This window comes from Nocardioides coralli (assembly GCF_019880385.1).
GTDB lineage: Bacteria > Actinomycetota > Actinomycetes > Propionibacteriales > Nocardioidaceae > Nocardioides > Nocardioides coralli.
Map to the genome: position 1 here is coordinate 2,354,034 of NZ_CP082273.1, position 26,985 is coordinate 2,381,018.

A 26,985-nucleotide genomic window follows, 5' to 3' on the forward strand; every position below is an offset into this window, starting at 1 on the left:
CCGCAGACCACACCCCTTCTCTCACCCGGAGCACCGTTGACCTCTCACGAGTCACTCACTGACACGCACCCCACCGAGGGCATCGACCCTCGCTTCGTCTTCGACTTCCAGACCTACGACGACCCCGCAGACGAGTCGCAGCGCTGGTCGACCTGGTACGACGTCGACCCGCTGTGCCGCGGCCCCGAACCACGCCCCGACTGGGTCGTGACGTCGCGGGGCGCCCTCGACACCGAGCTCGGCGTCCTCAAGACCGGCAAGGAGGCCGACGTCTTCCTCCTCGAGCGCGCCGACCCGCACGCTCCCGACGGTGGTGTGGTGATGGCCGCCAAGCGCTACCGCGGCGAGGACCACCGGGACTTCCACCGGTCCGCCGGCTACACCGACGGCCGCAAGATCCGCAACACCCGTGACCAGCGGGCGCTGGCACGCAAGAGCGCCCACGGCCGCGCCGTCGCGGCCGGCCAGTGGGCGATGGCGGAGTGGGAGTCGTTGAAACGGCTCTGGTCGCTCGGGCTGTCGGTCCCCTACCCCGTGCAGCTCGACGGGACCGAGCTGCTGATGGAGTGGGTCACCGTCGACGGCGAGACAGCGCCGCGGCTGGCGCAGACCAGGCCGGAGCGGGAGCTGCTGGCGTCGTACTTCGACCAGGTGCGGGACTTCATGGCCGAGCTCGCGCGACAGGGGATGGTGCACGGCGACCTCTCGGCCTACAACATCCTCGCCGCGGGCGAGCGTCTCGTCGTCATCGACCTGCCCCAGGTGATCGACCTGGTCGCCAACCCGTCGGGCGGGGACTTCCTGCTGCGCGACTGCACCAACGTCTGCCGTTGGTTCCGCGCTCGCGGGCTCGAGGTCGACGAGCAGGTCCTCCTCGGCGAGCTGCTCGCGCACGCCTTCTGACCCGGCGGGAATGTCGCGTCCTAGGGTCTGCAGGGTGAGGCACACACGGGGCAGGGTCGTCGAGGTCGACGACGTCGACGACTTCGACCGGCGGGTGGCTGCGGGTGCGCGCGACCTGGCAGGGTGGCGCTGTCGGGGCCTGGACCTCTCCGGTCGCGCCGACGTGCTGAGCAGCTGCCACGTGGCCGGCGCGATGTTCCTGGGCTGCGTGCTCGATGCCGGCGTCGCTGCCGACCTGGAGTCACGGGGTGCGCTGGTCTTCCCCACCCTCCCCGATGTGCCCGTCGACACCTACCGCACGTCGCTCTACACGGCCCGCGAGCTCTTCGGGGCGGCAGGCTACGCGGAGAGTCCCGACGCCCGGGCCTACGCCTGGGCCGAGTCGGACCTCGGGCACGACGGCCTGCTGGCAGCGACCCTCCACGACCACGCGATCGACGGCGCCCTGGCCGGCTGGGTCGGTGGGCGGTCGCTGGTCGGCGTGATGGGCGGCCACGCCGTGCGCCGCGGATCCGCGGCGTACGCCGACGCGGCGCGGCTCGGGTGGCTGCTCGGCCGCCGCTTCACGGTCGCCACCGGGGGCGGGCCCGGCGCGATGGAGGCGGCCAACCTCGGCGCCCGGCTCGTCGCCACCTCCGAACACGGACTGCGCGAGGCCCTCACCACGGTCGCAGCGGTCCCGCACTACGACCCCGACGTCGGGGCCTGGGCCGCGGCCGGTTTCCGGGCCCTCGACGACGCGGGGGCCGGCGCGGGCGGCGAGACGCTCGGCATCCCCACGTGGCACTACGGCCACGAACCGCCCAACGTGTTCGCCTCGGCGATCGCGAAGTACGTGCGCAACGCCGTGCGCGAGGCCGTGCTCCTGGAGGTGTGCGACGCCGGCATCGTCTTCCTCCCCGGCGCGGCCGGCACGGTCCAGGAGGTCTTCCAGGACGCCTGCGAGAACTACTACGCCGACCCGACCTCCGTCGCGACGATGGTCCTGGTCGGGCGCGACCACTGGACCGAGCACCTCCCCGTGTGGCCACTCCTCCGGGCGCTCGCCCGGGACCGTGAGATGGAGGACCGGGTGCACCTCGTCGACGGCGTCGACGAGGCAGTGGAGCTGGTCGGGTGACTCAGGACTCGGTCGCGGCCAGCTGACCGCAGGCGCCGTCGATCTCCCGGCCGCGGGTGTCCCGCACCGTCGTCGGCACCCCCTTGGCCTCCAGCCGTCGCACGAACTCCCGTTCGTCGGCGGGGTCGGAGGCGGTCCACTTCGACCCCGGCGTCGGGTTGAGCGGGATGAGGTTGACGTGGACCCAGCCCCAGTCGCCGTGGGACAGCAGCACGTCGGCCAGCAGGTCGGCGCGCCAGGCCTGGTCGTTGATGCCCCGCATCATGGCGTACTCGATCGAGACCCGGCGGCGGGTCGTGCGCGCGTAGTTCCAGGCCGCCGCCACGGTCTCCTCGACCGAGAAGCGGGTGTTGATCGGCACCAGCTCGTTGCGCAGCTCGTCGTCCGGGGCGTGCAGGCTCAGCGCCAGCGTCACGGGGATGCCCTCGTCGGCGAGCTGGTTGATGCGCGGCACGAGGCCGACCGTCGAGACGGTCACGCCGCGCGCCGACATGCCCAGCCCGCCCGGGGCCGGGTCGGTGAGGCGACGTACGGCCCCCATGACGGCCTTGTAGTTGGCGAGGGGCTCCCCCATGCCCATGAACACGACGTTCGAGACGCGACCGGGGCCGCCGGGGACCTCGCCGCGAGCCAGCGCGCGTGCCCCTGCGACCACCTGCTCCACGATCTCCGCGGTGGACATGTTGCGTTGCAGGCCCCCCTGCCCGGTCGCGCAGAACGGGCACGCCATGCCGCAGCCGGCCTGGCTGGAGACGCACATCGTGACCCGACCCGGGTAGCGCATCAGCACCGACTCGACGAGCGCGCCGTCGAAGAGCCGCCACAACGTCTTGCGGGTGGTGCCGCGGTCGGCCGTCATGGTCCGCAACGGCGTCATCAGCTCCGGCAGCAGCGTGGCGACCAGCTCCTCGCGCTGGTCGGCGGGCAGGTCGGTCATCTCGGCCGGGTCGTCGACGAGACGGCCGAAGTAGTGGGTCGACAGCTGCCGCGCGCGGAAGCCGGGGAGACCGGCCTCGGTGACGGCCTCGACCCGCTCGGCCTCGGTGAGGTCGGCGAGGTGGCGCGGTGGCTTCTTGCGGCCGCGCGGCTCGGCGAGGACCAGCGGCAGCTGCCGTGGGGGCTCGGTGGGGTCGGACATCGCTCGCGATTCTCCCACGGGCGCCCGGCGGGGCCGATTCGTCGGCTACTGCTGCTGGACCATCACGTAGAGCACCAGGGACGTCACGCCGAGCACCACGACCGCCGTCACCGCGATTCCGAGCCACATGAACTGCGCGAAGCGGCGGGTACGCCGGCGGAAGAGCATGCCGAAGGGCAGCAGGAAGAACAGCAGCACGAACGGGAACAGCTCGGTGGCCGTCTCGTAGTGGAACAGCAGCCGGAGCACTGCTGCGAACCCTCCGGGGACCGCGGTGACGAACACCATGCCGCTGAAGAAGCCGGCGAGCGCGGCGAACGTCGGGTGCGACTCGTGCCACCAGTCCCACCAGTGGTGGTCCTCGGGCCGCGCCCGTGCGGTGGGCTGCGCCTCGGTGTCGCTCATGGACCCAGCGTACGGCGCCGGCACTCCCCCGCCGCACCCGGCGCGACCACCGGGTGTCGGCCCTCCCGCGCCGTCAGAAGACGGTGTAGTGCAGGAGCAGCCAGATCGGCGCGATGGTCGCCAGCAGCGAGTCGAGCCGGTCCATGAGGCCGCCGTGGCCCGGGATGACCGAGCTCATGTCCTTGACGCCGAGGTCGCGCTTGATCACCGACTCGCACAGGTCGCCGAGGGTCGCCATGACCACGGCGATCAGGCCGAGCACGACGCCGACCCAGGCCCGACCGTCGAGCAGGTAGACCACCAGCAGCCAGCCGGCGACGACGCAGAACAGCGCCGAGCCGGCGAAGCCCTCCCACGACTTCTTGGGGGAGATCACCGGTGCCATCGGGTGGCGGCCGAACAGCACCCCGGCGACGTACCCGCCGATGTCGGAGGCGATCGTCACGAGGATGAAGACGATGATGCCGCGCACTCCGTCGTCCCAGCGCTCGACGTCGGTCGTCCCACCCTCGGCGAGCAGGAGCGCCACGAACGACCCGAGGAAGGGGACGTAGACCAGCGTGAAGACCGCCGCGGTGGCGTTGCCGACGTAGCCCTGGACCCCACGGCGGAGCAGCCACAGCATGATCGCCAGCGCGGTCACGGCGGTGGCGGTGACCAGCGCCGCTGCGCCGAAGAAGTAGGCGACGACCACCATGACCACGCCGCCCACCATGAGCGGCTGCTCGGGCACGTCGATGCCCTTGGCGAGCATGCCCTGGTGGAGCTCCCAGACCGCGACGACGACGGCAGCCGCGACGACGAGGAGGAACGCCGTCTTCCAGAAGACCAGGGATGTCGCGATCGCGGCCAGCAGCACGAACGCGGAGGCGAAGGCAGCGGGCAGGTTGCGTCCGGCGCGCCCGTGGTCCTTCGCGGGGGCGGGGGTGTCGGTCATCGGGGTGTCAGACCTCGAGGAGCTCGGACTCCTTGTGCTTGAGGAGCTCGTCGATGGTGTCGGTGTGGCGCTTGGTGATGGCGTCCAGCTTCTTCTCCGCGCCGGTGACGTCGTCCTGGCCGACCTCGCCGTCGGAGCCGAGCTTCTCCAGGCCCTGCTTGGCGTGGCGCCGCAGGTTGCGCACCGCGACCCGGCCGTCCTCGGCCTTCTGCTTGGCGACCTTGATGAACTCCTTGCGCCGCTCCTCGGTCAGTTCCGGGAACACGCACCGGAGCACCTTGCCGTCGTTGGCCGGGTTGACGCCGAGGTCGGAGTCGCGGATGGCCTTCTCGATGTTGGCCATGGCGCCCATGTCGTAGGGCGCGATGATGATCACGCGCGCCTCGGGAGCCGTGAACGAGGCCAGCTGCTGCAGCGGCGTCGGCGTCCCGTAGTAGTCAACCATGATCTTGCTGAACATGCTCGGGTGAGCCCGTCCGGCCCGGATCGTCCCGAACTCCTCACGGGTCGCCTCGACCGACTTGTCCATCTTCTGGTCGGCCTCGTTGAGGATCTGGTTGATCACGGCGTACTCCTGTGTCGCTCGTCGGTGCGGCGGGGCCAGCGGTCAGTCACTGACCAGTGTGCCGATCTTCTCACCCTGCACGATCCGGGCGATGGCGCCCTCCTCCTCGGCCCCGAAGACGATCATCGGCATCTTGTTCTCCATGCAGAGGGCGAACGCCGTGGCGTCGGCGATGCGCAACCCCTGCTGGAGGGCGTCCTGGAAGGTGACGTGGTCGAGCTTGGTCGCCGTGGGGTCGACCCGGGGGTCGGCGGTGTAGACGCCGTCCACGCCCTGCTTGGCCATCAGCACCACCTCGCAGCGGGTCTCCAGCGCCCGCTGCGCCGCGACGGTGTCGGTGGAGAAGAACGGCATCCCCGCGCCGGCGCCGAAGATGACGACGCGCCCCTTCTCGAGGTGGCGCATCGCCCGCCGCGGGATGTAGGGCTCGGCGACCTGGCCCATCGTGATGGCTGTCTGCACGCGGGTCTCGACGCCCTCCTTCTCCAGGAAGTCCTGGAGCGCGAGGCAGTTCATGACGGTGCCGAGCATGCCCATGTAGTCGGCGCGCGCCCGGTCCATGCCTCGTTGCTGCATCTCGGCGCCGCGGAAGAAGTTGCCGCCGCCGACCACGATGCTCACCCCGACGCCCTGGCGGGCGACTGCCGCGATCTCGTGGGCGACCTGGGAGACCACGTCGGGGTCGACCCCCACGCGGCCACCGCCGAACACCTCGCCGGAGAGCTTGAGGAGGACCCGCTTGTACGCCGTCACTGCCGTGCCTTTCCCGCACCGTCGGTGCCTGTGGTGATGCCTGTGCTGCATGCCGTGGACGCGAAGGAGGCCGGTCCGATGAACGCGTCGTGCTCCATCGGACCGGCCTCCTTCGGTTGCCTGATGTGGCGGTGGGTGAACCCTACCGGCAGGTCCGGGTCACCGATCGTGCCGCGACCCGGTCAGGCGCCCACCTCGAACCGCACGAAGCGGCTGACGCTGGTGCCTGCCTCGTCGAGGACCGCCTGGACGGTCTTCTTGGACTCCGTGACCGACGGCTGCTCGAGCAGGACGACCTCCTTGAAGAAGCCGTTGAGGCGACCCTCGGTGATCTTGGCGATCGCCTGCTCCGGCTTGCCCTCCTCGCGCGAGGTGGCCTCGGCGATGGAGCGCTCCTTCTCGACGACGTCCGCGGGGACCTCGTCGCGGGTGAGGTACTTGGGCCGCATGGCCGCGATCTGCATCGCGACGCCGCGGGCACCCTCCTCGTCACCGGCGTACTCGACGAGGACGCCGACGGCGGGCGGCAGGTCGGCCGCGCGCTTGTGCATGTAGGACACGACCTCGCCCTCGAAGTAGGCCACTCGGCCCAGCTCGATCTTCTCGCCGATGGTCATGCCCAGGCCCTCGACGACCTCGGCCACGGTCTTGTCACCGATCTGGACGGCCTTGAGCGCCTCGGCGTCGCCGGCCTTGGCCGCGTCGGCGGCCTCGGCGATCTGGCGGGCGGCCGCGACGAACTCGTCGCCCTTGGCGACGAAGTCGGTCTCGCAGTTGAGCTCGACCAGGGCACCACCGGCGGTGGCGACGAGACCGGCCGAGGCCTCGCGCTCGGCGCCGCGGGCCGCCATCTTCTTGCCCAGCTTGACCCGGATCAGCTCGGCGGCCTTGTCGAAGTCGCCGCCGGCCTCCTCCAGGGCCTTCTTGCAGTCCATCATGCCCGCGCCGGTGAGCTCACGGAGCTTCTTGACGTCAGCGGCGGAGATCGCCATGTGTCCTCTTCCTCGCAGTCGTGTGGGTGGTGGTGGCGGGTGCCTCGGCCTGGGTCAGGCCTTCTCCTCGGCCTTGGCCTCGGCGTTCACGAACCCGGCCTTCTCGGCGGCCTCGGCGGTGCGGAACCACACCTCGGCGTTGGTCCGGTCGTACCAGGGGCTCGACGGGGCGTGGAACTTCTTCGAGGTCTTGTTGCCCTTGATCTCGAAGCCCTCCGGCGCCTCACCGCTCTCGAGGGGAGCCGCGGAGTCGGGCCCGAACTCACCCTCGGCCGCGTCGTCGGACGCGGAGGTCTCGTCGGACGCGGGGGTCTCGTCGGTGGCCTCGGTCGCGGCCTGGGCGGCGGGGGCCTCGGTCGCGGCCTCGGCGGCGGGGGCCTCGGTCGCGGCCTCGGCGGCAGCCTTGCCCTCCGTGCTGGCACCGGTCGCCTCGGCGGCCGGGGTGTCCTCGGTGGCGGCGTCACCGCCGGTGGCCGCCACGGCCGCCTTGTCGGCGTCGCCCTCGAGCAGCTCGCGCTCCCACTCGGCCAGCGGCTCCTCGGCACCCGGCGTCGCCGAGCCCTCGCCCTCGCCGGACTTGGCGCCGGAGCGGGCGATCAGGCCCTCGGCCACCGCGTCGGCGACGACGCGGGTGAGCAGGCCGACCGCGCGGATCGCGTCGTCGTTGCCCGGGATGGGGAAGTCGACGAGGTCCGGGTCGCAGTTGGAGTCGAGGATCCCCACGATCGGGATGCGCAGCTTGCGCGCCTCCTCGACCGCCAGGTGCTCCTTGTTGGTGTCGACGATCCAGACGGCGGCGGGGGTGCGGGACATCTCGCGGATACCACCGAGCGACTTCTCGAGCTTGTCGCGCTCACGGCGCAGCTGCAGCAGCTCCTTCTTGGTGCGGCTGCTGCCCGCCACGTCGTCGAAGTCGATCTCGTCGAGCTCCTTGAGGCGGTTGATCCGCTGGTGCACGGTCTGGAAGTTGGTCAGCATGCCACCGAGCCAGCGCTGGTTGACGTAGGGCATCCCGACGCGGGTCGCCTGCTCGGCGATCGCCTCCTGGGCCTGCTTCTTGGTGCCGACGAACATCACGGTGCCGCCCTTGGCGACGGTCTCCTTGATGAAGGCGTAGGAGCTGTCGATGTAGGCCAGCGACTGCTGCAGGTCGATGATGTAGATGCCGTTGCGCTCGGTCATGATGAAGCGCTTCATCTTCGGGTTCCAGCGACGGGTCTGGTGACCGAAGTGGACGCCGCTCTCGAGCAGCTGGCGCATGGTGACGACTGCCATGGGGATCTCCTGTGGTCGCGAGCGGCTCGCCGTTGGCGCCCGGCCTTGCACTGTCAGCACAGGAGGCCGAGCCGGTTCACGCGCTCTGCATTGGTGTTCAGTTCCTGCCTCGGGCGGGTGCCCTCGGCCCTGACGTCCACGCGCGATCCGACCCGGTCGGCTGACCGGGACCGAGGATCGACGCCCACGGGCGGTCGGAGCCAGGAAGAGCCCCGTCGCGGTCGGTGAACGTGCGAAGTCAATCCACGAGTGGATTGCTGTCGGCCAGCGTAGTCGAGGTCACGCTCGGGCCGCCAATCCGGGCATCCTCGGCTCGGGGACCGGCTTCTGCCCACAGCCACCCTCCGGGTCGCTGGTGTGCACAGCCGCGGACCCGGGTCTGGCCCGGTACCGGCGCCGACGTGGATGGTCGGCCCCATGAGATCGACAGCCCTGGCGGTCGCGGTCCTGGTGGCCGTGACAGCCACCCCTGCGGCGTACGCCGTCCCCGACCCGGTCGGCGAGTGGCCCCTCTCCCCCACACCCGAGGTGGTGGCCGGCTTCGACCCGCCCGAGTCGACGTGGGGCGCCGGTCACCGCGGGGTCGACCTGCTCGGGACGCCTGGCCAGCGGGTCCGGGCCGCCCTGCCGGGCACCGTGTCGTTCGTCGGCATGATCGCGGGACGCGGGGTCGTCACGGTCGACCACGGGGCGACCCGGACCACCTACGAGCCCGTCGCTGCGACGCTCGAGCGCGGAACCGCGGTGCCCGCAGGTGGGGTCGTCGGCATCCTCGAGCTCCCCGGATCACACTGCTTCCCCCGGGCCTGTCTCCACTGGGGCTGGATCCGCGGGACGACCTACCTCGACCCGCTGAAACTGGTCGGCGGGGGCCCGGTCCGGCTGCTCCCCCTCGACGGCCTCCCGGCCGGCGCGGAGCGAGATCCCGGGCCGACCGTCGAGTCGCTCTACGTCACCTGGAGACCGCTCGCGCACCTGCTGCGGCCCGGCGTGCTGCGTTGAGCTCGGCGCTCATGCGCGCGGGTGCGCCTGCTGGAAGGCCCGGCGCAGCCGGTCGGTGGTGACGTGCGTGTAGAGCTGCGTCGTGGCCAGGGAGGCGTGGCCGAGCAGCTCCTGGACGGAGCGGAGGTCCGCACCTCCCTCCAGCAGGTGGGTGGCGGCCGTGTGCCGGAGTCCGTGCGGACCGAGGTCCGGTGCTCCCGGGACGTCGGCCAGCCGCCGGTGGACGAGGGTTCGGACGGCGCGCTGGTCGATGCGGCGCCCTCGGGCCCCGAGGAAGAGCGCCGCGCCCGAGCCCTCCACCCTGAGTGCGGGCCTCCCGGCCTCGAGCCACCGTGCAAGGGCGCGGTCGGCCGGGTGACCGTAGGGCACCGTGCGCTCCTTGCGGCCCTTGCCGAACACCCGGACCACCTGCCGGTCACGGTCGAGGTCGTCGATGTCGAGCCCGACCAGCTCCCCCACCCGCACGCCTGTCGCATAGAGCAGCTCGAGCATCGCCACGTCGCGCAGGCCGAGCGGGCTGCCGTCGTCGGCCAGGGCGGCCGCCGCTTCCACCAACGCCCTCGCCTCGTCGGGCCGCAGCACCGCGGGCAGCGTCTTGAGCGCCCTCGGCGATCCCAGGCTGGCACCGGCGTCGGTCGTGGTCCGGCCGGTCCGGGCCAGCCAGGCGGTGAACACCCGCACGGCGGTCGCACGCCGTGCCAGGGTGGTCCGCGACCGTCCCCGGGTCTGCTGGTTGGCCAGCCAGCTGCGCAGGGTCCGCAGGTCGAGCTCGTCGAGCGACGACAGGCCCAGCCGGTGGGCGTGGTCGAGCATGGAGACGAGGTCGCCGAGGTATCCGCGCACCGTGTGTGACGACAGGTCCCGCTCGGACACGAGGTGGCGCTCGTAGTCGCCGAGCACCCGGGTGAAGGCCTCAGGGAGGTCTGCCTCGCCAGACTCCTCGCTCATGGGGCGAGCCTAGGCGGGTCATCGCGCCGATCCCGGGAGGTCGGAGCGACCACGCCGACCCAGCCGCCACCCCGCGGCGTCGCGGACGACGAAGTCGCGCTCGGCGAGATAGGTCAACGCTGTCTGTGTGTGGAGCAGGGCGATGCCGGCGGTCGCGGCGATCGACTCCAGGCCCGCCGGGTGGCGCACCGGCACCGCCTCGAGCACCTGGCGGTGCCGACGGGTGAGCCGGTCGCGCGGCCGCTCGGGCGCCCGGGGGACGTCGACGAGGTGCTCCCCCGCACCGCCGACCATCTCCAGCAGGTCGGCCGGACCGGTCACCAGGCTGGCGGCCCCGCTGCGGATCCACTGGTGAACGCCCTGAGAGGGGGCGCTCGTGACCGGGCCGGGCACCCCCATGAGGGGGCGGCTGAGACTGGTCGCCCAGGCGGCCGTGTTGAGTGCGCCGCTGCGGATCGCCGCCTCGACCACGACGGTGCCGCAGGTGAGGGCCGCGATGATCCGGTTGCGGGCGAGGAACCGGACGGGCAGGGGGGCGCACCCGGGCGGGAGCTCGGACACCACCGCTCCGGTGGCGGCGAGGTGGTCGATGAGGGCTCGGTGCTCGACCGGGTAGGGGCGGTCCGCCCCGCAGGCGAGAACCGCCACCGACGCCCCATCGAGCGCGAGCGCGCCGCGGTGGGCGGCCTGGTCGATCCCGAAGGCCGCCCCGGAGACCAGGCAGCGGCCGGCACGGGCGACGCCGGCGCCGAGCTCGCGGGCCACGCTCTCGCCGTACGCCGTCGCCGACCGTGAGCCGACCACGGCGACCGATCCGCCCACCTCGTCGAGCCGCTGCGGACCCCGCACCCAGAGCCCGATGGGGCGGCCGCCGAGGTCGGACACGCTGGGGGCGTGGTCGAGGTCGTCGAGCTGCGTCGGCCACTCGGTGTCACCCGGGACCAGGAACCTGATGCCGCGGGTCGCGGCCTGCTCGAGCTCGCGGGCGGGGTCCAGCCGCGTCAGCCGGCCGGCCGCGTCGGCCACGAGGTCGTCGGTGGACCGGTTGGCCAGCACGTCCTCGTAGAGGCGCACCGCGCCCACCTGCGCCAGGGCGCGAGTCACCCGGGGGTCAGCGGGCTCCGTCAGCCGGCACAGGGCCGCCCGCGCGAGGCGCTCGTCGGTCACGACGCCACCCGTCGCAACGTCTCCGACCCCAGGGGCTCGCCGGTTCGCAGCAGCAACGCGGTGCGGGCGTCGGCCACCGAGGGCGTCGGTGCGCCGCGGAGGTCCGCCACCGTCCACGCCATGCGGTGCACCCGCGTCGCCCCCCGGCGGCTCAGCAGCCCGCGGTACATCTGGTCGTCGATCACCGCCTGCGCCTCCGCGGTCAACGGCCACTCCTTGGTCAGGGCAGGCCCCGGGGTCTGGCCGTTGAGACGCCAACCGCGGCCCGCGAAGCGCTCGGCCTGCCGGGTGCGTGCCGTCGTCACGCGCGCCCGGACCGTGCTGGAGGACTCCGGTGCGGCGAACCGGTCGCGGGCGTCGTGCGGCTGCAGCGGCTCGAGGTGACGGGTGATGTCGATCCGGTCCGTGATCGGGCCGCGGACCCGCCGGCGGTAGTCCTGCCGCTGCACCTCGCGGCAGGTGCAGCGGTTGCCGCCCGCCGTGGGGCGGTAGTCGCCGCAGGGGCAGGGGTTCGCGGCGAAGACCACGAGGCCGCGGGCGGGGTAGGTCACCGTGTCGTCACCCCGGGCAATGGTGACCTCGCCGCTCTCGAGCGGCTGGCGCAGGGCGTCGATGACATCCGTCCGTAGCAGCGGGAACTCGTCGAGCAGCAGCACTCCGCAGTGGGCCCGACTGATCTCGCCGGGGCGGACGCGACCAGAGCCGCCGCCGACGATGCTCGCCTTGCTGGCGTCGTGGTGGGGGCCCGCGAAGGGCGGCCGGGTGATCAGCCCGTCGCCCTCCTCCAGCGCGCCCGCGAGCGAGTGCAGGGCCGTCACCTCGATCGACTCCTCCAGCGTCAGGTCCGGGAGGATCGTGGGTAGCCGCTCGGCGAGCGTCGTCTTGCCGCACCCCTTGGGACCGCTCAGCAGCAGGTGGTGGCCTCCCGCCGCCGCCACCTCCACGGCGTAGCGTGCGTCAGGCATCCCGAGGACGTCGGCCATGTCGACCTCGTCGAGACGCCCCTGACCGCGCCAGGAGAGCAGCCGTTCCGCGGACATCGGCGCCACCGGGGGCGCCTCCGGCACCTCGCTGCCGGTCAGCTGGGCGAGCACCTGCCCCAGGGAACGGACGCCCAGCACCTCGACGTCGGGGACCATCGCCGCCTCGTGCGCCTGTGGCTCCGGGACGAACACGCGACGGATGCCCCGCCGGCTGGCGGCCAGCGTCATCGGGAGCACGCCCGGCACCGCACGGAGCCCACCGTTGAGCGTGAGCTCCCCGACGAACACGGATCCGTTCACGTCCACCTCGGGGATCAGCCGGTCGGCCTTGAGGACGGCCAGCGCGATGGCGAGGTCGAAGTGGGTGCCCCGCTTGGGCAGGTCGGCCGGCGAGAGCAGGATCGTGACCCGCTTGGACGTCGGCCAGGGCAGGCCGGTGTTGTGGACCGCCATCTGGCAGCGGTGGTGCGCCTGGTTCAGCGACACGTCGCAGCGCCCGACCATGGTGAGGCCGGCCTGGCCCGGCGACACGTCAGCCTGGACGTCGACCAGGTGGCCGACCGCCCCGTCGAGGGCGATCGTGGGGGTGGAGGCGACGGGCATCAGCCGATCCCCCTGACGTGCTCGACCAGGGCGCGGCCCTTGCCCGGTTGGAGCACGGCCACGAGGTCCACCCGCACGGGCACGCCCACCAGCCCCTGGCGCTCCGCCCAGCGGACCGCCAGCCGCCGCAGCCGCTGCAGCTTCTCGGCGGAGACCGCCTCGTGGGGTGTGCCGTGGTCGAGGGTGGTGCGGGTCTTGACCTCGCACACCACCAGCTCGTCCGCGTCCCGGAGGACCAGGTCGATCTCACCCTCGTCGCAGCGCCAGTTGCGATCGAGCTCCACCATCCCGCGCTCGGCCAGGTGGCGCGCCGCCACCCGCTCTCCGTAGTCGCCGAGGGCCTTGTTGTGACCCTGCTGCCGTGTCGTCGTGCCTGTCATGTGCCGACCTCCATGCCGTCAGCGTCGTCCGCCGCGGCGACACCGACGGAGCTCGATGCACCTGGCTGGGGAGCACGACGGGGACACAGCCGCTGTGGACGACTGGTGGTCCAGTCGTCCAGCGGACCGTTGGCGACCCCCGGAGGCTCCTTCAGGACCAGTTCCGCCACTTTGCTGCGCACGCCGGGAGCGGTCGGCAAGAATGACGAATGGCTTGCGGCCCCCCACACGCAGGCCGAGGAGTGACGACGTGAGACTGGCCCCCCGTCCACACCGTGGCGCCCGCGGCGCCTCGGCGGTCGAGTTCGCCCTCGTCGCGGTCATCTTCTTCATGCTGGTCTTCGGCATCTTCGAGTTCGGACGTGCCGTGTGGATCCAGCAGGGCGTCTCGGCGGCCAGCCGCGAAGGCGCCCGGTTCGGTGTCGGGACCGGCCTCAGCGTGACCGGCTCACCGACAGGCGTCCCCCAGTTCCGCAACTGCGGCGCCATCCGACAGGCCGCCGTCGCCAAGGTGCCGGACCTCAACCTGTCGACGGCGAACGTCAAGGTGAGCTACGAGCTCTACGCCCCCAGCGCCAGCCCCTCCGCCTCCCCGACGGCGACCCCGACCTGCAATCCCTCCACGACTCCGTCGCTGAAGGACGGCGACAAGGTCATCGTCGTGGTCGAGAGGACCATGGACTTCAACCTCCCCCTGGTGCCGCTCAGCCCCATCACGCTGGACGCGCGCAACGAGCGCTCCCTCTACCTCGGGAGCACCCCGTGATGGCGCGACGACGTCGGGGCACCCGCGGAGCCGCCGCGGTCGAGCTGGCGCTGGTCATCCCGATCCTGTTCCTGATCGTCGGCGGCGTCGTCGACCTCGGTCTCGCCATCGCCCTGCGAGCCCAGATGGAGGAGGCCGCGCAGGAGGGCGCCGCCATTGCCGCCCGCAACCCGACCCAGCCCTCGCTCGCGCGACAGCGCGCCAAGGAAGTGGTGACGTTGACCAACCTCGCCAACAGCGACATCAAGATCACCTGTCCCGCCGGCCCCGGGCCACGGGTGACCATCAGCCACACCTCGCCCACGATCCTGCTCGGCGCGTTCTTCAGCCAGCCGTTCGCCATCGAGACCAAGATGACCTCCGGCAGGCTGTCGTCGGGCACGTGCACGGAGCTGACGTCATGAGGCGGTTGCGACGACGGAGCCGTACCGACCGCGGCGCCGTCGCCATCATCGTGGCGGCGTCGATCGTCGTGTTCATGGGCATCCTCGCCTTCGCCATCGACCTCGGCATGACGCGGTCGGACCGGGCCCGGGCCCAGGGCGTGGCCGACAACGCGGCGCTCAGCGCGGTCTACACCTACTGCGAGAGCCTCAAGACCAAGACCGCCGTCGCAGCCCAGGCTGACGCCACGGCCGCCGCCAACGCCGTCGCGAGCGCCAACGGCTACACCGCCACGGTCACGCCGCAGGGCGCCTCCAGCGCCGAGGGCTGGCGCGTCGACGTGACCTCCACGACCAAGGGACGCTTCATGGGCGTCCTCGTGAGTGGCAGCCAGATCAGCTCCCAGCTCGCGGCCGTCGCCAACGCGAGCTGCTCGACGGCGGTGACCCTGCCGGCCCTCTACGCCGACAGCACGAACTGCGGCGACAAGTCCTTCGAGTGGTCGGGGTCCAACTCCACGGTCACGGGTGGCATCCACAGCAACGACGAGATCAAGTTCGGCGGTAACAACAACGTCTTCGGCCAGGGCACCTACGTCGACCAGGTCAAGGACAGCAACAAGATCAACTGGAATCCCAGCGCCAGCAACCCCTCGAAGACGTCTGTCCGCACGATGCCCGCAACCTTCAACATGGCTGACTTCAGGCCGACCACCGACGGGGGCACGCGCTCGACGAGCGAGCCCAACTACAAGTGGTACAGCGGCAACTTCACCCATTCCAGCGGAACCCTCGCCCCCGGGACCTACGTCGCCAACGGCAACATCATCCTCAGCGGCGGAACCATCAGCGGGTCCTACACGTTCGTCGCCGGCGGCCACGTCACCATCAGCGCCAGCGGCGTGAACATCACGGCGCGGGAACAAGGGCTGGCCGCCTGGGGCAACCGCACCAGCGGCTGCGACAACAACGAGGCGTTCTCCCTCAACGGCTCCAACAACACGATCAACGGGATCATGTACGCCCCCAACGGCTGGGCCAAGGTCGAGGGATCCAACCACACGATGAACGCGGCGTTCCTCGCCAAGACGCTGTACGTCGCCGGGTCGAACTTCTCGCTGACGAACTACTCGACGCTCGGGGGCGGCACCTCCGGCATCACCCTGGTGCGCTGAGGCGCCGGCGGCTCAGCCCTTCGGCGGGTCGATGTCGGAGGGCGAGAGCTCCTCGACGTTGACGTCCTTGAACGTCAGCACCTTGACGTTCTTGGCGAACCGGGCGGGTCGGTACATGTCCCAGACCCAGGCGTCGCTCATGGACACCTCGAAGAACACGTCCCCCGACTCGGTGCGCGCCTTCACGTCGACCTGGTTGCACAGGTAGAAGCGGCGGTCGGTCTCGACCACGTACTTAAAGATCCCCACCACGTCGCGGTACTCGCGGTAGAGGTGGAGCTCCATCTCGGTCTCGTACTTCTCGAGGTCCTCGGCGCTCACGGTCTCTCCTCCTCGCCCCAGGGGGTCTCGACAAGCTCGACCTGCGTGTGCGGCTCGATCCGCACGAGGTCCGCTTCAGGGTCCCCATTCTGCATCGGAGCCGGAGCTTCGATCCCCGCGGCCCGCCGCACATTGACGAAGCGCATCCGGTGCTCGGGGCACGGCCCGTGCTGGGTGAGGGCGGCGCTGTGCACGTCGGTGATGTAGCCCTTGTGCGTCTTGAAGTCGTACGCCGGGTAGCGCTCGTCCAGCCCGGTCATGATCCGGTCGCGGGTGACCTTGGCCAGCACGCTGGCGGCCGCGATGCAGGCGGCGACCCGGTCCCCCTTCCACACCGCCAGCCCGGGGACGCCGAGCCCGTCGACGGGGAACCCGTCGGTGAGCACGTAGGCGGGCGGCAGCTCCAGCAGCGCGACTGCCCGGCGCAGCGCCTCCACGTTGGCGACGTGCATCCCGAGCCGGTCGCACTCCTCGGCGGGGAGCACCACGACCGACCAGGCGACGGCCCGCTTCACCACCTGGGCGTAGCAGCGCTCCCGGGCGGCAGCCGTCAGCAGCTTGGAGTCGGCCAGGCCCGGCACGATCCCGGCCTTCCCGGCCGGGAGGATCGCGGCGCCGGCGACGAGCGGTCCGGCGCAGGCACCCCGGCCGGCCTCGTCGACGCCGGCGATCGGGTCGAGCCCGGCACGCCGCAGCGCCCGCTCGTAACCGTAGAGCCCGGCGTCCCGCCGGACGGTCATCCCCCGCGGCAGGTCGGACATCAGGAGCCGTCGGGCACGGCCTCGAACGAGTCGGGGCTGCCGATCCAGTCGAAACGGTCGAAGGGCCACAGCAGCACGAAGACCTTGCCCACGACCAGGTCGACGGGGACGAACTCGTCACCTGGCACGCAGTCGGTCTCGTCCTTGCGGCACATGTGGGCCGTCGAGTCCGCGGAGTGGCCCCGGTTGTCGCCCATCACGAAGACGTGGCCCTCGGGGACGGGCCCGGCCGTCCACCCGCACGTCGGGTTGCCCCGGGGGCCGTTGCACTGGAGCCCCTTGCGCCGGATGTAGCCGTCCTCCTCGAGGGGCTCGCCGTTGACCGCGATCCGACCCTGGTTGTCGCAGCACTCGATGGTGTCGCCGCCCACACCGACGACGCGCTTCACGAGGTGACCACCCTCGGGGTAGAGGCCGACGGTGGCCATCACACGCGCGAAGGGGTTGGTGGGGCCCACGGTGTCGGCCCCGACGAGCCAGCCCCCCGGGTCCTGGAAGACGACGACGTCGCCGCGTTCCGGCTCGCCGCCGAACCAGTAGGAGACCTTCTGGACCAGGATCCGGTCGTTGCGGATCAGGCCGGGCTCCATCGACTCCGAGGGGATGTAGAAAGCCTGGACGAGCACGGCCTTGATGAGCACCGCCAGCCCGAGCGCCATCGCCAGCAGCAGGATCGTCTCCTGCCACAGGGGCATGTGCTTGCGGCGGGCAGCATGCGACGACCGCGGCCTGGGCCCGTCACCGGGGACGGAGGGCGCAGTGCCGCGGTCGTCGGAGGTCACGCGCAGAGCGTAGCCAGCGGATGTCTGACCCGAGGGTCAGCCCTCGCGCCGCTCCTTGATCTTCGCGGCCTTGCCGCGCAGGTTGCGCAGGTAGTAGAGCTTGGCCCGCCGGACGTCACCGCGGGTGACGACCTCGATCTTCTCGAAGATGGGCGAGTGGAGCGGGAAGGTCCGCTCGACACCCACGCCGAAGGAGACCTTGCGGACCGTGAAGGTGCGGCCGACGCCGGAGCCGTGGACACGGATCACGACGCCCTGGAACTGCTGGACGCGGGACCGGCTGCCCTCCACGACCTTGACGTGGACGTTGACGGTGTCGCCGGCGCGGAAGTCGGGGACGTCGTCACGCTTGATGGCGTTGCCGAGATCGGCGATGACGTTGCTCATGGTTCTCCTCACGGGTGCCACAGGTCAGCCGCGGAATCGTTGATCACGCTGGTGGCCGGTCGTGTGGCCAAGGCGCAGGCTCCCCCTGTGGCAGGAACCTGACGCAGGAACCCCTGCTGGGCGCTGCCCTCGGGGGATCCGGATGTGGCCGACCGGGCCAGTGGGCAAGTCTGCCAGAGGCGCGGGTCGGAGTGAAATCCGACTCAGTGGGCGGCCTTGACCATGCGCCGCACGCCCGGTGACTCCTCGCCGCCCGAACGGTAGCCGGCCTTGCGCCAGAACCGGGCCAGCCGCGCGTCGTGCCCCCGCGTCAGCAGGGAGTACGTCGCCACCGACTGCGGTGCGGCGTCCTCCACGTGCCCGAGGAGGAACCGGCCCACGCCGCGGCCCCGCACGTCGGGCGCCACCATCAGCAGGCTGATCCGCCACTCGTCGTCGAGCTGGACGCCGCGCACCGCGCCGATCGCACGGCCGGCCACGCGCACGACGAACGACGTGCCGTCGTGCAGGTCGCGCGCCAGCGCCTCCGGCTCCTCGCGGAGGTCGGGGTCGAAGCACGCCCACTGCAGCGTCGTCAGCTCACCGACGTCCGCAGGCGTCACGAGTGAGACGTGACCCGCGAGCTGGCCGGCGTCGACGGCCCGGGCCGGGTGGGCCAGGTCGGGACGCCGCTGCGCCGTCCGCCGTAGGGCCTGGTCGTGCCGCCAGCGGGCGATCGCCGCGTGGTCGCCCCCGAGCAGCACGGGGGGCACCTCGAGGTCGCGCCACCGGGCCGGGCGGGTGTAGACGGGGTACTCGAGCAGTCCGGCCTCGTGAGACTCCTCCACCAGCGACTCGGCATTGCCCATGAACCCCGGCAGCAGCCTGACGACCGCCTCGCTGATCACCAGCGCCGCCGCCTCGCCACCGTTGAGGACGTAGTCGCCGATGGAGACCTCGAGGACGTCGTGGTCGGCCGCGTAGTGGTCCACCACGCGCTGGTCGATCCCCTCGTAACGGCCACAGGCGAGCACGAGGTGGTCGCGCCCGGCCAGCTCGCGGGCCAGTGCCTGGTCGAGGGGCCGGCCCGACGGCGTCGGCACGACCAACGTCGACCCCTCGCCGAGCAGCTCGTCGAGCGCCTCGCCCCACGGCTCGGGCTTCATCACCATGCCGGCCCCACCGCCGTACGGGGTGTCGTCGACGGTCCGGTGCCGGTCGTGGGTCCAGTCCCGCAGGTCGTGCACGGCGAGCTGCAGCAGGCCGGCCTCCACCGCCTTGCCCGGCAGCGACAGCCGGAGCGGCCCCAGGTAGGCGGGGAAGATCGAGACGACGTCGATCCGCATGGCTCAGGCCAGCTCGAGCCGGTCCACGGTCCGCACGTCGCGCAGCGGGTTGAGCGCGCAGCCACCGATGGAGTAGATGACGCCATCGACCACGACGAACCCCATGCCGTGCCGCGAGAGCGTCAGCGGGTTGGCCTCCTCCCACCCTGCCTCGGGGTCGCTCGGGTCCAGCACGTACGCCGACTCGTGCAGGGCGATCCACACCATGCCCTCGGTGAACACCACGCCCGAGCGCGACATGGGCTCCGGCAGCGTCGGCAGCGTGCTCCACTCGCCCGTCGCCGGGTCGAACCGGTCGACGAGGTCGCTGTCCTCGAAGTCGCGGAAGCCGCCCGCCACCACGAGTCCCGCCGGCGTCGCGGCGGTCTTGTGGGAGTCACGGGCGTTGGGCATCGGCTGGTCGAGGGTCGTCCACTCCTCGGTCCGTGGGTCGAAGACGTCGACCTCGGCCACCGGCCCGTCGCCGTCACGGCCGCCGATGACGTAGTAGAGGCCGTCGTACGCCGTCACCGTGTGGGCGTAGCGCGCGTGCGGCAGGGCGTCGAGCCGTCGCCACGTCCCGGTCCGCGTGTCGAGCACGGAGGAGAAGGCCGTGGCCGTGCTGGTGGCGTCGAGGCCGCCGAACGCGTAGACCAGCGGACCGTCCGCGACGACCTCGAACGAGGCGAGGCCACGGGGCATCTCGATGTCGGAGGTCCGCCACTCGCCGGTGCGGGTGTCGAGGATCTCGATCGACAGCAGCCGGTTGCCCCGCTCCCCCGTCATCCCCCCCAGCGCCCAGATCTCCCGCCCGATGACGGCGGTCCCGAAGTCGTCCCGCGGGGTCTCCAGGCCGGCGATGGGCTGCCACTCGGGCAGCTCCTCGGACTCGGTCGTGATCCCGTCGGAGTCCGAGCCCGGGGAGACCGACGGCGAGTCGCTCGGCGACACGGCAGCGTCCGGCTCGGACGCCTCCTCCGCAGCGCAACCACCGAGCAGGAGGAGGACGCCGAGGCCCGGGCCGAGGGCACGCGCCCGCAGGCTGCGGCGTAGGGGCACCGTCAGTCGTCCCGCTCCGGCTGCGCCTCGCCGTCGATCGCGTGGACGACGTCGCGCACCTCGGCGAAGTGGCACGCGGAGGGGTGGGGCGACCCGTCACGGACCTGGAGCACGGGCTCCTCGGTCGCACAGATGTCCTGGGCCTTCCAGCACCGCGTCCGGAACCGGCAGCCAGACGGCGGGTCGGCCGGGCTCGGCACGTCGCCCTCGAGGACGATGTGCTCGCGCCGACCCTTCAGCCGAGGGTCCGGCACCGGGACCGCGGAGAGCAGCGCCTGGGTGTAGGGGTGCGTGGGTTCGTCGTAGATCTCGTGCTCGTTGCCGACCTCCACGCCCTTGCCGAGGTACATCACCATCACGCGGTCGGAGATGTGGCGGACGACGGACAGGTCATGGGCGATGAACACGTAGGCCAGGCCGAACTCGTCCTGCAGCTGCTCGAAGAGGTTGACGACCTGGGCCTGCACCGACACGTCGAGCGCGGACACCGGCTCGTCGCAGACCAGCACCTTGGGGCGCAGGGTGAGCGCCCGCGCGATGCCGATCCGCTGCCGCTGGCCACCGGAGAACTGGTGGGGGTAGCGGTTGATGTGGTCGGGGTTGAGGCCGACGACCTCGAGGAGCTCCTGGACGGTCTTGCGACGGTCGCGACCGTCCAGCCCGTCCTTGTGGATGTCGAAGGGCTCGCCGACGATGTCGCCGACGGTCATCCTCGGGTCGAGTGACGAGTAGGGGTCCTGCAGCACGATCTGGATGTCGCGCCGCAGTCGCCGCAGCCCCTTGGTGCCGAGGCCGGCCATCTCCTGGCCGAGGAGCTTGATGGAGCCCTCGCTGGGCTTCTCCAGGCCCATGAGCAGCCGCCCGAGCGTCGACTTGCCGCACCCGGACTCGCCGACCACGCCGAGGGTCTCCCCCTTGCGCAGGGTGAGCGAGACACCGTCCACGGCCTTGACGTGGCCGATCGTCCGCTTGAACACGATCCCCTGGGTCAGCGGGAAGTACTTCTTGACGTCGGTCACCTCGAGCACGACGTCGGGGTCGTGCCCGCTGGTCCTCTCCTGCTGGACCTGAGCGCTGTCGGTGGTCACTTGGCCTGGACCTCCTCCCAGAAGTGGCACGCGCTGGTCCGGCCACCGGGCACGGGGTACAGCTCGGGCTTGTCGGTCTTGCACTTGTCGCGGGCGAAGGTGCACCGCGGGTGGAACGAGCAGCCCGGCGGCGGGCTGACCAGAGCGGGCGGCAGCCCCTTGATGACCGTCAGCTCCTGTCCCTTCTGGTCGACCCGCGGGATCGACTCCAGGAGCGCTCGCGTGTAGGGGTGGGCCGGGCTCTCGTAGATCTGGTAGACGTCGGCCTGCTCGACGGCGTTGCCGGCGTACATCACACAGATCTTGTCGGCCACGTCGGCCACCACGCCCATGTCGTGGGTGATGAGGATCAGGCCCATCTTCATCTCCTGCTGGAGATCGGCCAGCAGCTGCATCACCTGGGCCTGCACGGTCACGTCGAGCGCCGTGGTGGGCTCGTCGGCGATGATCACCTCGGGCTTGAGGGCGAGCGCCATCGCGATCATCACGCGCTGCCGCATGCCGCCGGAGAACTGGTGCGGGAAGTCGTTGACGCGCGACTTCGCCGCCGGGATGTTGACCAGCTCAAGCATCTCGATCGCCTGGGCCTTCGCCTCCTTGCGGCTGGCGCCCTGGTGCTTCCGGAAGAGCTCGGCGAGCTGCCACCCGACGGTGAAGACGGGGTTCAGCGACGACAGCGCGTCCTGGAAGATCATCGCGATCTTGTTGGCCCGGACGTGCCGCCGGAGCTTCTCGTCCATCGACAGCAGGTCGACCCCGCGGTAGCGGACCTCGCCCCCCGCGATCCTGGCGGGCGGGGTGTCGAGGATGCCCATGATCGCCTGTGCGGTCACGGACTTGCCGCAGCCCGACTCGCCGAGGATGCCGAGGGTCTCCCCCTCGCCCAGCGAGAAGCTCACGCCGTTGACGGCCTTGGCGACTCCGTCGCGGGTGTGGAACTCGACCCGCAGGTCGTCGGCCTCCAGCAGCGGGGCGTTGGGGTCGAACGGGACGTCGGCGAGCGGGTTCTTGGCCGGCCCGGTCGACACGTCGGTCTTGGTCTCAGTCATGTGTCGGTCCTCAGCGGCTTCGGGGGTCCAGGGCGTCACGGAGCACGTCACCCAGCAGGATGAACGCGAGCACCGTGATCACGATGAACGCACAGGGGTAGACGAGCAGGTGCCAGAAGCCCGCCAGGGCGAGGGTCTGACCGTCCGCCACCAGCAGGCCCCACGAGACGGTCGGCCGCTGGTAGCCCACCCCGAGGAACGTCAGCGTGGCCTCCGCACTGATGTAGGACCCGAGACCGATGGTCGCGAGCACGATCACCGGAGCGATGCTGTTGGCCAGGATGTGCTTGCGGATGATGAACATGTCGCTGGCACCCAGCGCCCGGGCTGCGTCGACGAAGTCGCGTTGCTTCGTCGACAGCACGCTGCCCCGCATCACGCGCGTGATCGAGGTCCACCCGAGGATGATCAGCACCAGCGAGATGGTGATCTCGTTGCGCGTCGGGAAGATCGCCAGGAAGACGATCGCGCCCAGGATGAAGGGCAGTCCGAAGAACACGTCGGTGATGCGGCTGATGACGGTGTCGGTGAAGCCCCCGAACCACCCGGCGGCGGTACCGGTGATGACACCGACGATCGCGGTGCCGGTCGTCGCGAGGATCGCCACGATGACGGACTTGCCGGTGCCCCACACGAGCGAGGACCACATGTCGCAGCCGTCGCGGGTGAAGCCGAAGGGCTTGTCCCACGTGGGTGTGACGCGGGCGTTGCGCAGGTCGCAGGCGCCCGACGAGTTGGGCGAGGTGCTCGCGAAGATCTGCGGGAAGAAGGCCATCAGCAAGATGATGAGCACGAGCACCGAGGACACCCAGAAGATCGGGTTGCGGGTCAGCTCGTAACGGACATCACCCCACAGGGTGCGGTTGGAGCCCGAACCGGAATCGGAGGAACCACCGGGTTCCGCCGTGGCGGTCGTGGCCTGGCTGAGGTCACTCATAGCGGATCCTCGGGTCGAGAGCGGCGTACAGGATGTCGACGAGCAGGTTGGAGACGAGGAACACGATGGTGATGATCGTGATCACGCCCACGATGACCGGGGTGTCGTTGGCCTGGATGGCCAGGAACACCAGCTGGCCGATGCCGGGCACGTTGAAGATGCCCTCGGTCACCAGCGAGCCGCCCAGCAGGAACCCGATGTCGATGCCGATGTAGGTCACCACCGGGATCAGCGAGTTGCGCAAGGTGTGGATGCCGATGGTGCGGCTGGTGGTCATGCCCTTGGCCCGCGCCGTACGGACGTAGTCGGAGCGCAGGTTCTCCACGAGGCTCGTGCGGGTCAGCCGGGCGACCGCGGCGAGCGAGAACGCTCCGAGCACCACGCCGGGCAGCACGAGGCTCAACCACGGGTAGTCGGCCTGGTAGCCCACCTGGAACATCTGGCCGAGCCAGTCGGGTGCCCAGTCACTCTGCCTGAGGTAGAGGCCGAACTTGAGCCCGACGAACAGGAGAGCGAGCGAGCCGAAGACGAAGACCGGGAAGGCGATGAGGATCGAGGTCGTCACGCGGACGAAGTTGTCGACGAACTTGTCCTTGCGCAGGCCCGCGAAGACTCCCAGCATGATGCCGACGACGATCTCGAAGATGATCGCGATCGTCGTCATCCGGATCGTCACGCCGATGCGCTCGCCGAACAGGTCGCTGACGGGCCGACCGCGGAAGTTGGTGCCGAAGTCGCCCTGGGCGTACTGGCCGAGGCGGTCGACGAACATGCCGATGCAGGGGTTTCCGGTCGTCTCGAGACACGGGTCGTCGAGGCCGTACTGGGCCTGCAGCTGGTCGATGACTGCCTGCGGGGGTGCGTTCTCCCCGAACAGGGCGCGCACGGGGTCACCGACGATCTGGATCGTGATGACGCTGAGCAGGTGGAGCAGGAACAGGGTCCCCAGGATGACGGGGATGAACTGGATCAGTCGGCGGGCTACGTAGCGCCCCATGCGAGTCCTCTTTCCGAAACGCAGCGAGCAACCTGAGACGGGGGCCGAGCCGGAAGGCCCGACCCCCGTCGCAGTCGCCTGTGGACGTTACCTTAGGCGATTGTCACTGGGTGACGGAGATCTCCTTGAAGGCGATCTCACCCTCGCCGACGTCGAAGTAGACGTCGCCGACCTCGTCGCTGAAGGCGATCGCGGCGCCACCGCTCCACATCGGGATGATGGGCAGCTCCTCCAGGGCGATGTCACCGGCCTGCTGGTAGAACTCGAAGGCCTCCTCGGTCGAGCCGGCCTGGTCGCCCTGCTCGATGAAGTCGTCGACCTCCTGGTTGCTGTAGCCGGTGTAGTTGGAGTCACCGTTGGTGCCGACGATCGGCCGCAGGTAGTTCTCCGGGGACGGGTAGTCCAGCGACCAGCCGAGGCGGAACGGACCGGTGAACTTCTGGGCGTCCAGGAGCTCGAGGTACTGGGCCCACTCGGTCGACTGCAGCTTGTAGTCGAAGCCGAGGTTCTCCTGCACCTGGCGGGCGGCAGCCTCGACCCACTGGTCGTGACCGGCGTCAGCGTTGAAGTAGAACTGCAGGGTCTGGCCCTCGGCGTTGAAGCCGGCCTCGTCCAGCAGCTCCTTGGCCCGCTCGGGGTCGTAGGTGCAGTAGTCGCAGGCGTCGTCACGCGAGCCGGGGATCGGCGGGGTGACGATGTCGGTCGACGGGTAGGCCTGGCCGTTGAGGACCTGGTCCACGATCAGCTGGCGGTCGATCGACAGCGAGATGGCCTGCCGGACCAGCTTCTCGTCGAACGGCTCGGTGCCGAGCGGGAAGCCCAGGTAGGTCAGGGTCGCGGTCGGCTCCTCGAGGATCTCGTCGCCGAGCTGGCCCTTGGCCTCCAGGTAGACCTCCGGCGCGAGCTGGATCACGTCCAGGCCGCCGTTCTGGAAGTCACGGAACGCCGCGGTGGGCGTGGTGAACATCTGGAAGGTCACCTTGTCGGCCGTGGCCGGCTGGTCGCCGGCGTAGTCGGCCCACTTGGCGACAGCGATCTGCTGGTCGTGCTGCCAGGCGCCGTCCATGGTGTAGGGGCCGGTGCCGATGGGCTCCTCGTTGCAGGCCTTGAAGTCGTCGAAGCACTCCTGCGCCACGGGGGCGAAGGCCGGCGAGTAGGACATCATCTGGCCGAACTGCGAGAACGGACCGTTGAGGGTGACCTCGAAGGTGCGCTCGTCGACGACGTTGAGGCCCGACATCTCCTTGCCCTCACCGGCGCCCTGGATGCGGGCGAGGAAGCCGGCGGTGGCCTGGGCGTTCTTCGGGTTCTGGGAGTAGTTCCACGCGCGGGCGAACGCCTCGCTGTCGACGGGCTCGCCGTTGTGGAAGGTCCGGCCCTCCTTGAGGGTCACGGTCCAGACGGTGTTGTCCTCGTTGGCCTCGATGCTCTCGGCCAGGCCGTCGTAGACCAGCTCGCCGGACTCGAAGTCGGTGGACACGACCGGGTCGTTGATCATGTCGAGGATGGCCGAGCACTCGGACTCGTAGCAGTTCGTCGTGGGGGCGAGGAACGACGGTTCGGTGATCTCGGCGATGTACTCGCCACCCGGCTCACCCGTGGGCTCCGCGGCGCCCGGAGTGTCCTCCGGCTCGTCGCTTCCGCCGCCACAGGCGGCCAGCCCGAGCACGAGCGCCGCTGCAACGGCGGTCGCGCGCATAGGCATGCTGACCTTCATTGGTCCTCCTTGGTGGAAAATGCGCATGAAACGCTTAGCGCGGCCAACCCTGACTTCTGTCACAAGCAAGGGCAAGCACCCCGGCCGTCATCGTTATCGGACCGTATCCATCCGATCTCGAGCCGTGACCTTCGCGCCGATTCGGCACTCCGGACAGCGGGGTGCACGGCGTGGGCTCCCAGGGGCTCAAGCGTCCTCGGGCAGCGGCGACACGAGACCCGGACGGTCGGCGACGACGACCCGGCCGGCGTCCAGGTCCACCTCGGGGACCAGCTCCTTGACGAAGGGCACGAGCGCGTCGCGGCCACCGGCCGTGCGGATCGTCAGCAGGTCCTGCGCGCCACCGCGCACCAGGGCCGTCACCTCCCCCAGGTGGTCGCCGGCGACGTCGTACGCCGCGAGGCCGACGAGCTGGTGGGAGTAATACTCGTCCGGGTCCGCGGGACGGTCGTCTGGATCGATCTCGGCGTGCAGCAGGGTGCCTCGCGCCGCCTCGGCAGCGGTGCGGTCGCCGAGCTCCTCGAAGGTCACCAGCAGCGTCCCCTGGTGCCACCGCGTCCCCTGCACGGTGAGGCCCACGTGACGCGTCGCGGCGTCCCGCCGGGGCTGCGCGCGCAGCCGGGTGCCGGCGGCGAACCGGCGTTCCGGTTCGTCGGAGCGGACCTCCACGGTCACCTCGCCCCTGATCCCGTGGGGCTTGCCGATGCGCCCCACCACCACCTCGATGCGCTCGTCCACGCCGCCAGCCTAGGCGGAGGGCGAGGTGCACGCGCGGGCGGAGACGCGACGACGGGCGCCGCTCCCGGTGAGGGAGCGACGCCCGTCGTGATGGCGTGGGGACCTACCGGCCCCGGTCGACGTCCACGAAGTCGATCCGGGCGCCGCCACGGCCCGCGAGGGCCGAGATGACGGTGCGGAAGGCCGTGGCCGTGCGACCGCTGCGGCCGATCACCTTGCCGAGGTCGTCGGGGTGGACCCGGACCTCGAGGACCGAGCCACGGCGCTGCTGGCGGTCGCGGACCGTGACGTCGTCGGGGTGGTCGACGACGCCACGCACGAGGTGCTCGAGGGCATCGGCGAGCACGGCG

Annotated in this window: 30 protein-coding genes; 6 read left to right on the forward strand and 24 right to left on the reverse strand. The window is 70.9% G+C overall.

The genetic code is table 11. The features are described 5' to 3' along the window. The first annotated feature begins 36 nt into the window (after nucleotides 1–36). Together K6T13_RS11480 and K6T13_RS11485 are read left to right on the forward strand one after the other, a co-directional pair. On the forward strand, nucleotides 37–903 hold the full coding sequence (locus K6T13_RS11480; RefSeq protein ID WP_222894708.1) for a serine protein kinase RIO: 867 nt from the start codon (nucleotides 37–39) through the stop codon (nucleotides 901–903). Nucleotides 904–937: 34 nt separating this feature from the next. Then, entirely contained in the window at nucleotides 938–2,023 is a 1,086-nt protein-coding gene (locus K6T13_RS11485) for an LOG family protein (protein ID WP_222894709.1), read from the forward strand. A gap of 1 nt (nucleotide 2,024) precedes the next feature. Here the strand turns inward: K6T13_RS11485 and rlmN are convergent, their stop codons facing one another. The 7 genes from rlmN to rpsB form a co-directional block, all read right to left on the reverse strand. Then, a complete protein-coding gene (gene rlmN, locus K6T13_RS11490; RefSeq protein WP_222894710.1) occupies nucleotides 2,025–3,161 on the reverse strand; it encodes a dual-specificity RNA methyltransferase RlmN in 1,137 nt (378 codons plus the stop codon). Nucleotides 3,162–3,206: 45 nt separating this feature from the next. Beyond that, on the reverse strand, nucleotides 3,207–3,566 hold the full coding sequence (locus K6T13_RS11495) for a hypothetical protein (RefSeq protein ID WP_222894711.1): 360 nt from the start codon (nucleotides 3,564–3,566) through the stop codon (nucleotides 3,207–3,209). Between the two features lie 73 nt (nucleotides 3,567–3,639). Further along, on the reverse strand, nucleotides 3,640–4,503 hold the full coding sequence (locus K6T13_RS11500; protein WP_222894712.1) for a phosphatidate cytidylyltransferase: 864 nt from the start codon (nucleotides 4,501–4,503) through the stop codon (nucleotides 3,640–3,642). Between the two features lie 7 nt (nucleotides 4,504–4,510). Beyond that, complete coding sequence (frr, locus tag K6T13_RS11505; protein WP_222898269.1) at nucleotides 4,511–5,065, reverse strand: ribosome recycling factor; 555 nt, start codon at nucleotides 5,063–5,065, stop codon at nucleotides 4,511–4,513. A 45-nt stretch (nucleotides 5,066–5,110) separates the two neighbouring features. After that, on the reverse strand, nucleotides 5,111–5,821 hold the full coding sequence (gene pyrH / locus K6T13_RS11510; RefSeq protein WP_249423753.1) for a UMP kinase: 711 nt from the start codon (nucleotides 5,819–5,821) through the stop codon (nucleotides 5,111–5,113). 182 nt (nucleotides 5,822–6,003) lie between these two features. After that, nucleotides 6,004–6,813 carry a translation elongation factor Ts gene (gene tsf, locus K6T13_RS11515; protein WP_222894714.1) on the reverse strand — a complete coding sequence of 270 codons (810 nt, stop codon included), beginning with the start codon at nucleotides 6,811–6,813 and terminating at the stop codon, nucleotides 6,004–6,006. 54 nt (nucleotides 6,814–6,867) lie between these two features. Next, entirely contained in the window at nucleotides 6,868–8,088 is a 1,221-nt protein-coding gene (gene rpsB / locus K6T13_RS11525) for a 30S ribosomal protein S2, sunset domain variant (RefSeq protein ID WP_346729088.1), read from the reverse strand. Between the two features lie 417 nt (nucleotides 8,089–8,505). Here rpsB and K6T13_RS11530 point away from each other — a divergent pair, with 417 nt between their 5' ends. Beyond that, nucleotides 8,506–9,090 carry a peptidoglycan DD-metalloendopeptidase family protein gene (locus K6T13_RS11530; RefSeq protein WP_249423754.1) on the forward strand — a complete coding sequence of 195 codons (585 nt, stop codon included), beginning with the start codon at nucleotides 8,506–8,508 and terminating at the stop codon, nucleotides 9,088–9,090. 9 nt (nucleotides 9,091–9,099) lie between these two features. Here K6T13_RS11530 and K6T13_RS11535 read toward each other — a convergent pair whose 3' ends face one another. The 4 genes from K6T13_RS11535 to K6T13_RS11550 are packed head-to-tail and all read right to left on the reverse strand — an operon-like array spanning nucleotide 9,100 to nucleotide 13,171. Continuing rightward, nucleotides 9,100–10,038, reverse strand: coding sequence for a tyrosine recombinase XerC (locus K6T13_RS11535; protein WP_222894716.1), 939 nt, complete (start codon nucleotides 10,036–10,038; stop codon nucleotides 9,100–9,102). Nucleotides 10,039–10,056: 18 nt separating this feature from the next. Beyond that, a complete protein-coding gene (gene dprA, locus K6T13_RS11540) occupies nucleotides 10,057–11,205 on the reverse strand; it encodes a DNA-processing protein DprA (RefSeq protein WP_222894717.1) in 1,149 nt (382 codons plus the stop codon). After that, a complete protein-coding gene (locus K6T13_RS11545; RefSeq protein WP_222894718.1) occupies nucleotides 11,202–12,791 on the reverse strand; it encodes a YifB family Mg chelatase-like AAA ATPase in 1,590 nt (529 codons plus the stop codon). Before K6T13_RS11545 ends, dprA begins: the two co-directional genes overlap by 4 nt. Then, nucleotides 12,791–13,171 carry a YraN family protein gene (locus K6T13_RS11550; RefSeq protein ID WP_222894719.1) on the reverse strand — a complete coding sequence of 127 codons (381 nt, stop codon included), beginning with the start codon at nucleotides 13,169–13,171 and terminating at the stop codon, nucleotides 12,791–12,793. The genes K6T13_RS11545 and K6T13_RS11550 overlap by 1 nt, the downstream gene beginning before the upstream one ends. Before the next feature lie 250 nt (nucleotides 13,172–13,421). Between K6T13_RS11550 and K6T13_RS11555 the strand changes: the two genes are divergently transcribed. The 3 genes from K6T13_RS11555 to K6T13_RS11565 are packed head-to-tail and all read left to right on the forward strand — an operon-like array spanning nucleotide 13,422 to nucleotide 15,495. Beyond that, nucleotides 13,422–13,937: a TadE family protein gene (locus K6T13_RS11555; protein ID WP_222894720.1), complete on the forward strand. Its 516-nt coding sequence runs from the start codon at nucleotides 13,422–13,424 to the stop codon at nucleotides 13,935–13,937. After that, the gene (locus K6T13_RS11560; protein ID WP_222894721.1) at nucleotides 13,937–14,341 is read left to right on the forward strand and encodes a TadE family protein; all 405 of its coding nucleotides are present in this window, start codon (nucleotides 13,937–13,939) and stop codon (nucleotides 14,339–14,341) included. The genes K6T13_RS11555 and K6T13_RS11560 overlap by 1 nt, the downstream gene beginning before the upstream one ends. Further along, the gene (locus K6T13_RS11565; RefSeq protein ID WP_222894722.1) at nucleotides 14,338–15,495 is read left to right on the forward strand and encodes a Tad domain-containing protein; all 1,158 of its coding nucleotides are present in this window, start codon (nucleotides 14,338–14,340) and stop codon (nucleotides 15,493–15,495) included. Before K6T13_RS11560 ends, K6T13_RS11565 begins: the two co-directional genes overlap by 4 nt. A gap of 12 nt (nucleotides 15,496–15,507) precedes the next feature. Here the strand turns inward: K6T13_RS11565 and K6T13_RS11570 are convergent, their stop codons facing one another. The 13 genes from K6T13_RS11570 to K6T13_RS11630 form a co-directional block, all read right to left on the reverse strand. Next, complete coding sequence (locus K6T13_RS11570; protein ID WP_222894723.1) at nucleotides 15,508–15,816, reverse strand: DUF2469 domain-containing protein; 309 nt, start codon at nucleotides 15,814–15,816, stop codon at nucleotides 15,508–15,510. Beyond that, nucleotides 15,813–16,577, reverse strand: a complete 765-nt coding sequence (locus tag K6T13_RS11575) for a ribonuclease HII (protein ID WP_222894724.1) — start codon at nucleotides 16,575–16,577, stop codon at nucleotides 15,813–15,815. The genes K6T13_RS11570 and K6T13_RS11575 overlap by 4 nt, the downstream gene beginning before the upstream one ends. Beyond that, nucleotides 16,577–17,359: a signal peptidase I gene (gene lepB / locus K6T13_RS11580; RefSeq protein WP_249423755.1), complete on the reverse strand. Its 783-nt coding sequence runs from the start codon at nucleotides 17,357–17,359 to the stop codon at nucleotides 16,577–16,579. Before lepB ends, K6T13_RS11575 begins: the two co-directional genes overlap by 1 nt. A 36-nt stretch (nucleotides 17,360–17,395) precedes the next feature. Then, nucleotides 17,396–17,746 (reverse strand): 50S ribosomal protein L19, encoded by a 351-nt coding sequence (rplS, locus tag K6T13_RS11585; protein WP_222894725.1) that lies wholly within the window; start codon nucleotides 17,744–17,746, stop codon nucleotides 17,396–17,398. 203 nt (nucleotides 17,747–17,949) lie between these two features. Then, complete coding sequence (trmD, locus tag K6T13_RS11590) at nucleotides 17,950–19,071, reverse strand: tRNA (guanosine(37)-N1)-methyltransferase TrmD (protein ID WP_222894726.1); 1,122 nt, start codon at nucleotides 19,069–19,071, stop codon at nucleotides 17,950–17,952. 3 nt (nucleotides 19,072–19,074) lie between these two features. Further along, nucleotides 19,075–20,109 (reverse strand): Kelch repeat-containing protein, encoded by a 1,035-nt coding sequence (locus K6T13_RS11595; protein WP_222894727.1) that lies wholly within the window; start codon nucleotides 20,107–20,109, stop codon nucleotides 19,075–19,077. Between the two features lie 2 nt (nucleotides 20,110–20,111). Further along, a complete protein-coding gene (locus K6T13_RS11600) occupies nucleotides 20,112–21,197 on the reverse strand; it encodes an ABC transporter ATP-binding protein (RefSeq protein WP_222894728.1) in 1,086 nt (361 codons plus the stop codon). Continuing rightward, entirely contained in the window at nucleotides 21,194–22,246 is a 1,053-nt protein-coding gene (locus K6T13_RS11605; protein WP_222894729.1) for an ABC transporter ATP-binding protein, read from the reverse strand. The genes K6T13_RS11600 and K6T13_RS11605 overlap by 4 nt, the downstream gene beginning before the upstream one ends. A 10-nt stretch (nucleotides 22,247–22,256) precedes the next feature. Continuing rightward, a complete protein-coding gene (locus K6T13_RS11610; protein ID WP_222894730.1) occupies nucleotides 22,257–23,183 on the reverse strand; it encodes an ABC transporter permease in 927 nt (308 codons plus the stop codon). Further along, nucleotides 23,176–24,180 carry an ABC transporter permease gene (locus K6T13_RS11615; RefSeq protein ID WP_222894731.1) on the reverse strand — a complete coding sequence of 335 codons (1,005 nt, stop codon included), beginning with the start codon at nucleotides 24,178–24,180 and terminating at the stop codon, nucleotides 23,176–23,178. Before K6T13_RS11615 ends, K6T13_RS11610 begins: the two co-directional genes overlap by 8 nt. 103 nt (nucleotides 24,181–24,283) lie before the next feature. Then, nucleotides 24,284–25,897, reverse strand: a complete 1,614-nt coding sequence (locus tag K6T13_RS11620) for a peptide ABC transporter substrate-binding protein (protein ID WP_222894732.1) — start codon at nucleotides 25,895–25,897, stop codon at nucleotides 24,284–24,286. Nucleotides 25,898–26,083: 186 nt separating this feature from the next. After that, the gene (gene rimM, locus K6T13_RS11625) at nucleotides 26,084–26,635 is read right to left on the reverse strand and encodes a ribosome maturation factor RimM (protein ID WP_222894733.1); all 552 of its coding nucleotides are present in this window, start codon (nucleotides 26,633–26,635) and stop codon (nucleotides 26,084–26,086) included. 103 nt (nucleotides 26,636–26,738) lie between these two features. Further along, nucleotides 26,739–26,981, reverse strand: coding sequence for an RNA-binding protein (locus tag K6T13_RS11630; protein ID WP_222898271.1), 243 nt, complete (start codon nucleotides 26,979–26,981; stop codon nucleotides 26,739–26,741). Between the last annotated feature and the right edge of the window lie 4 nt (nucleotides 26,982–26,985).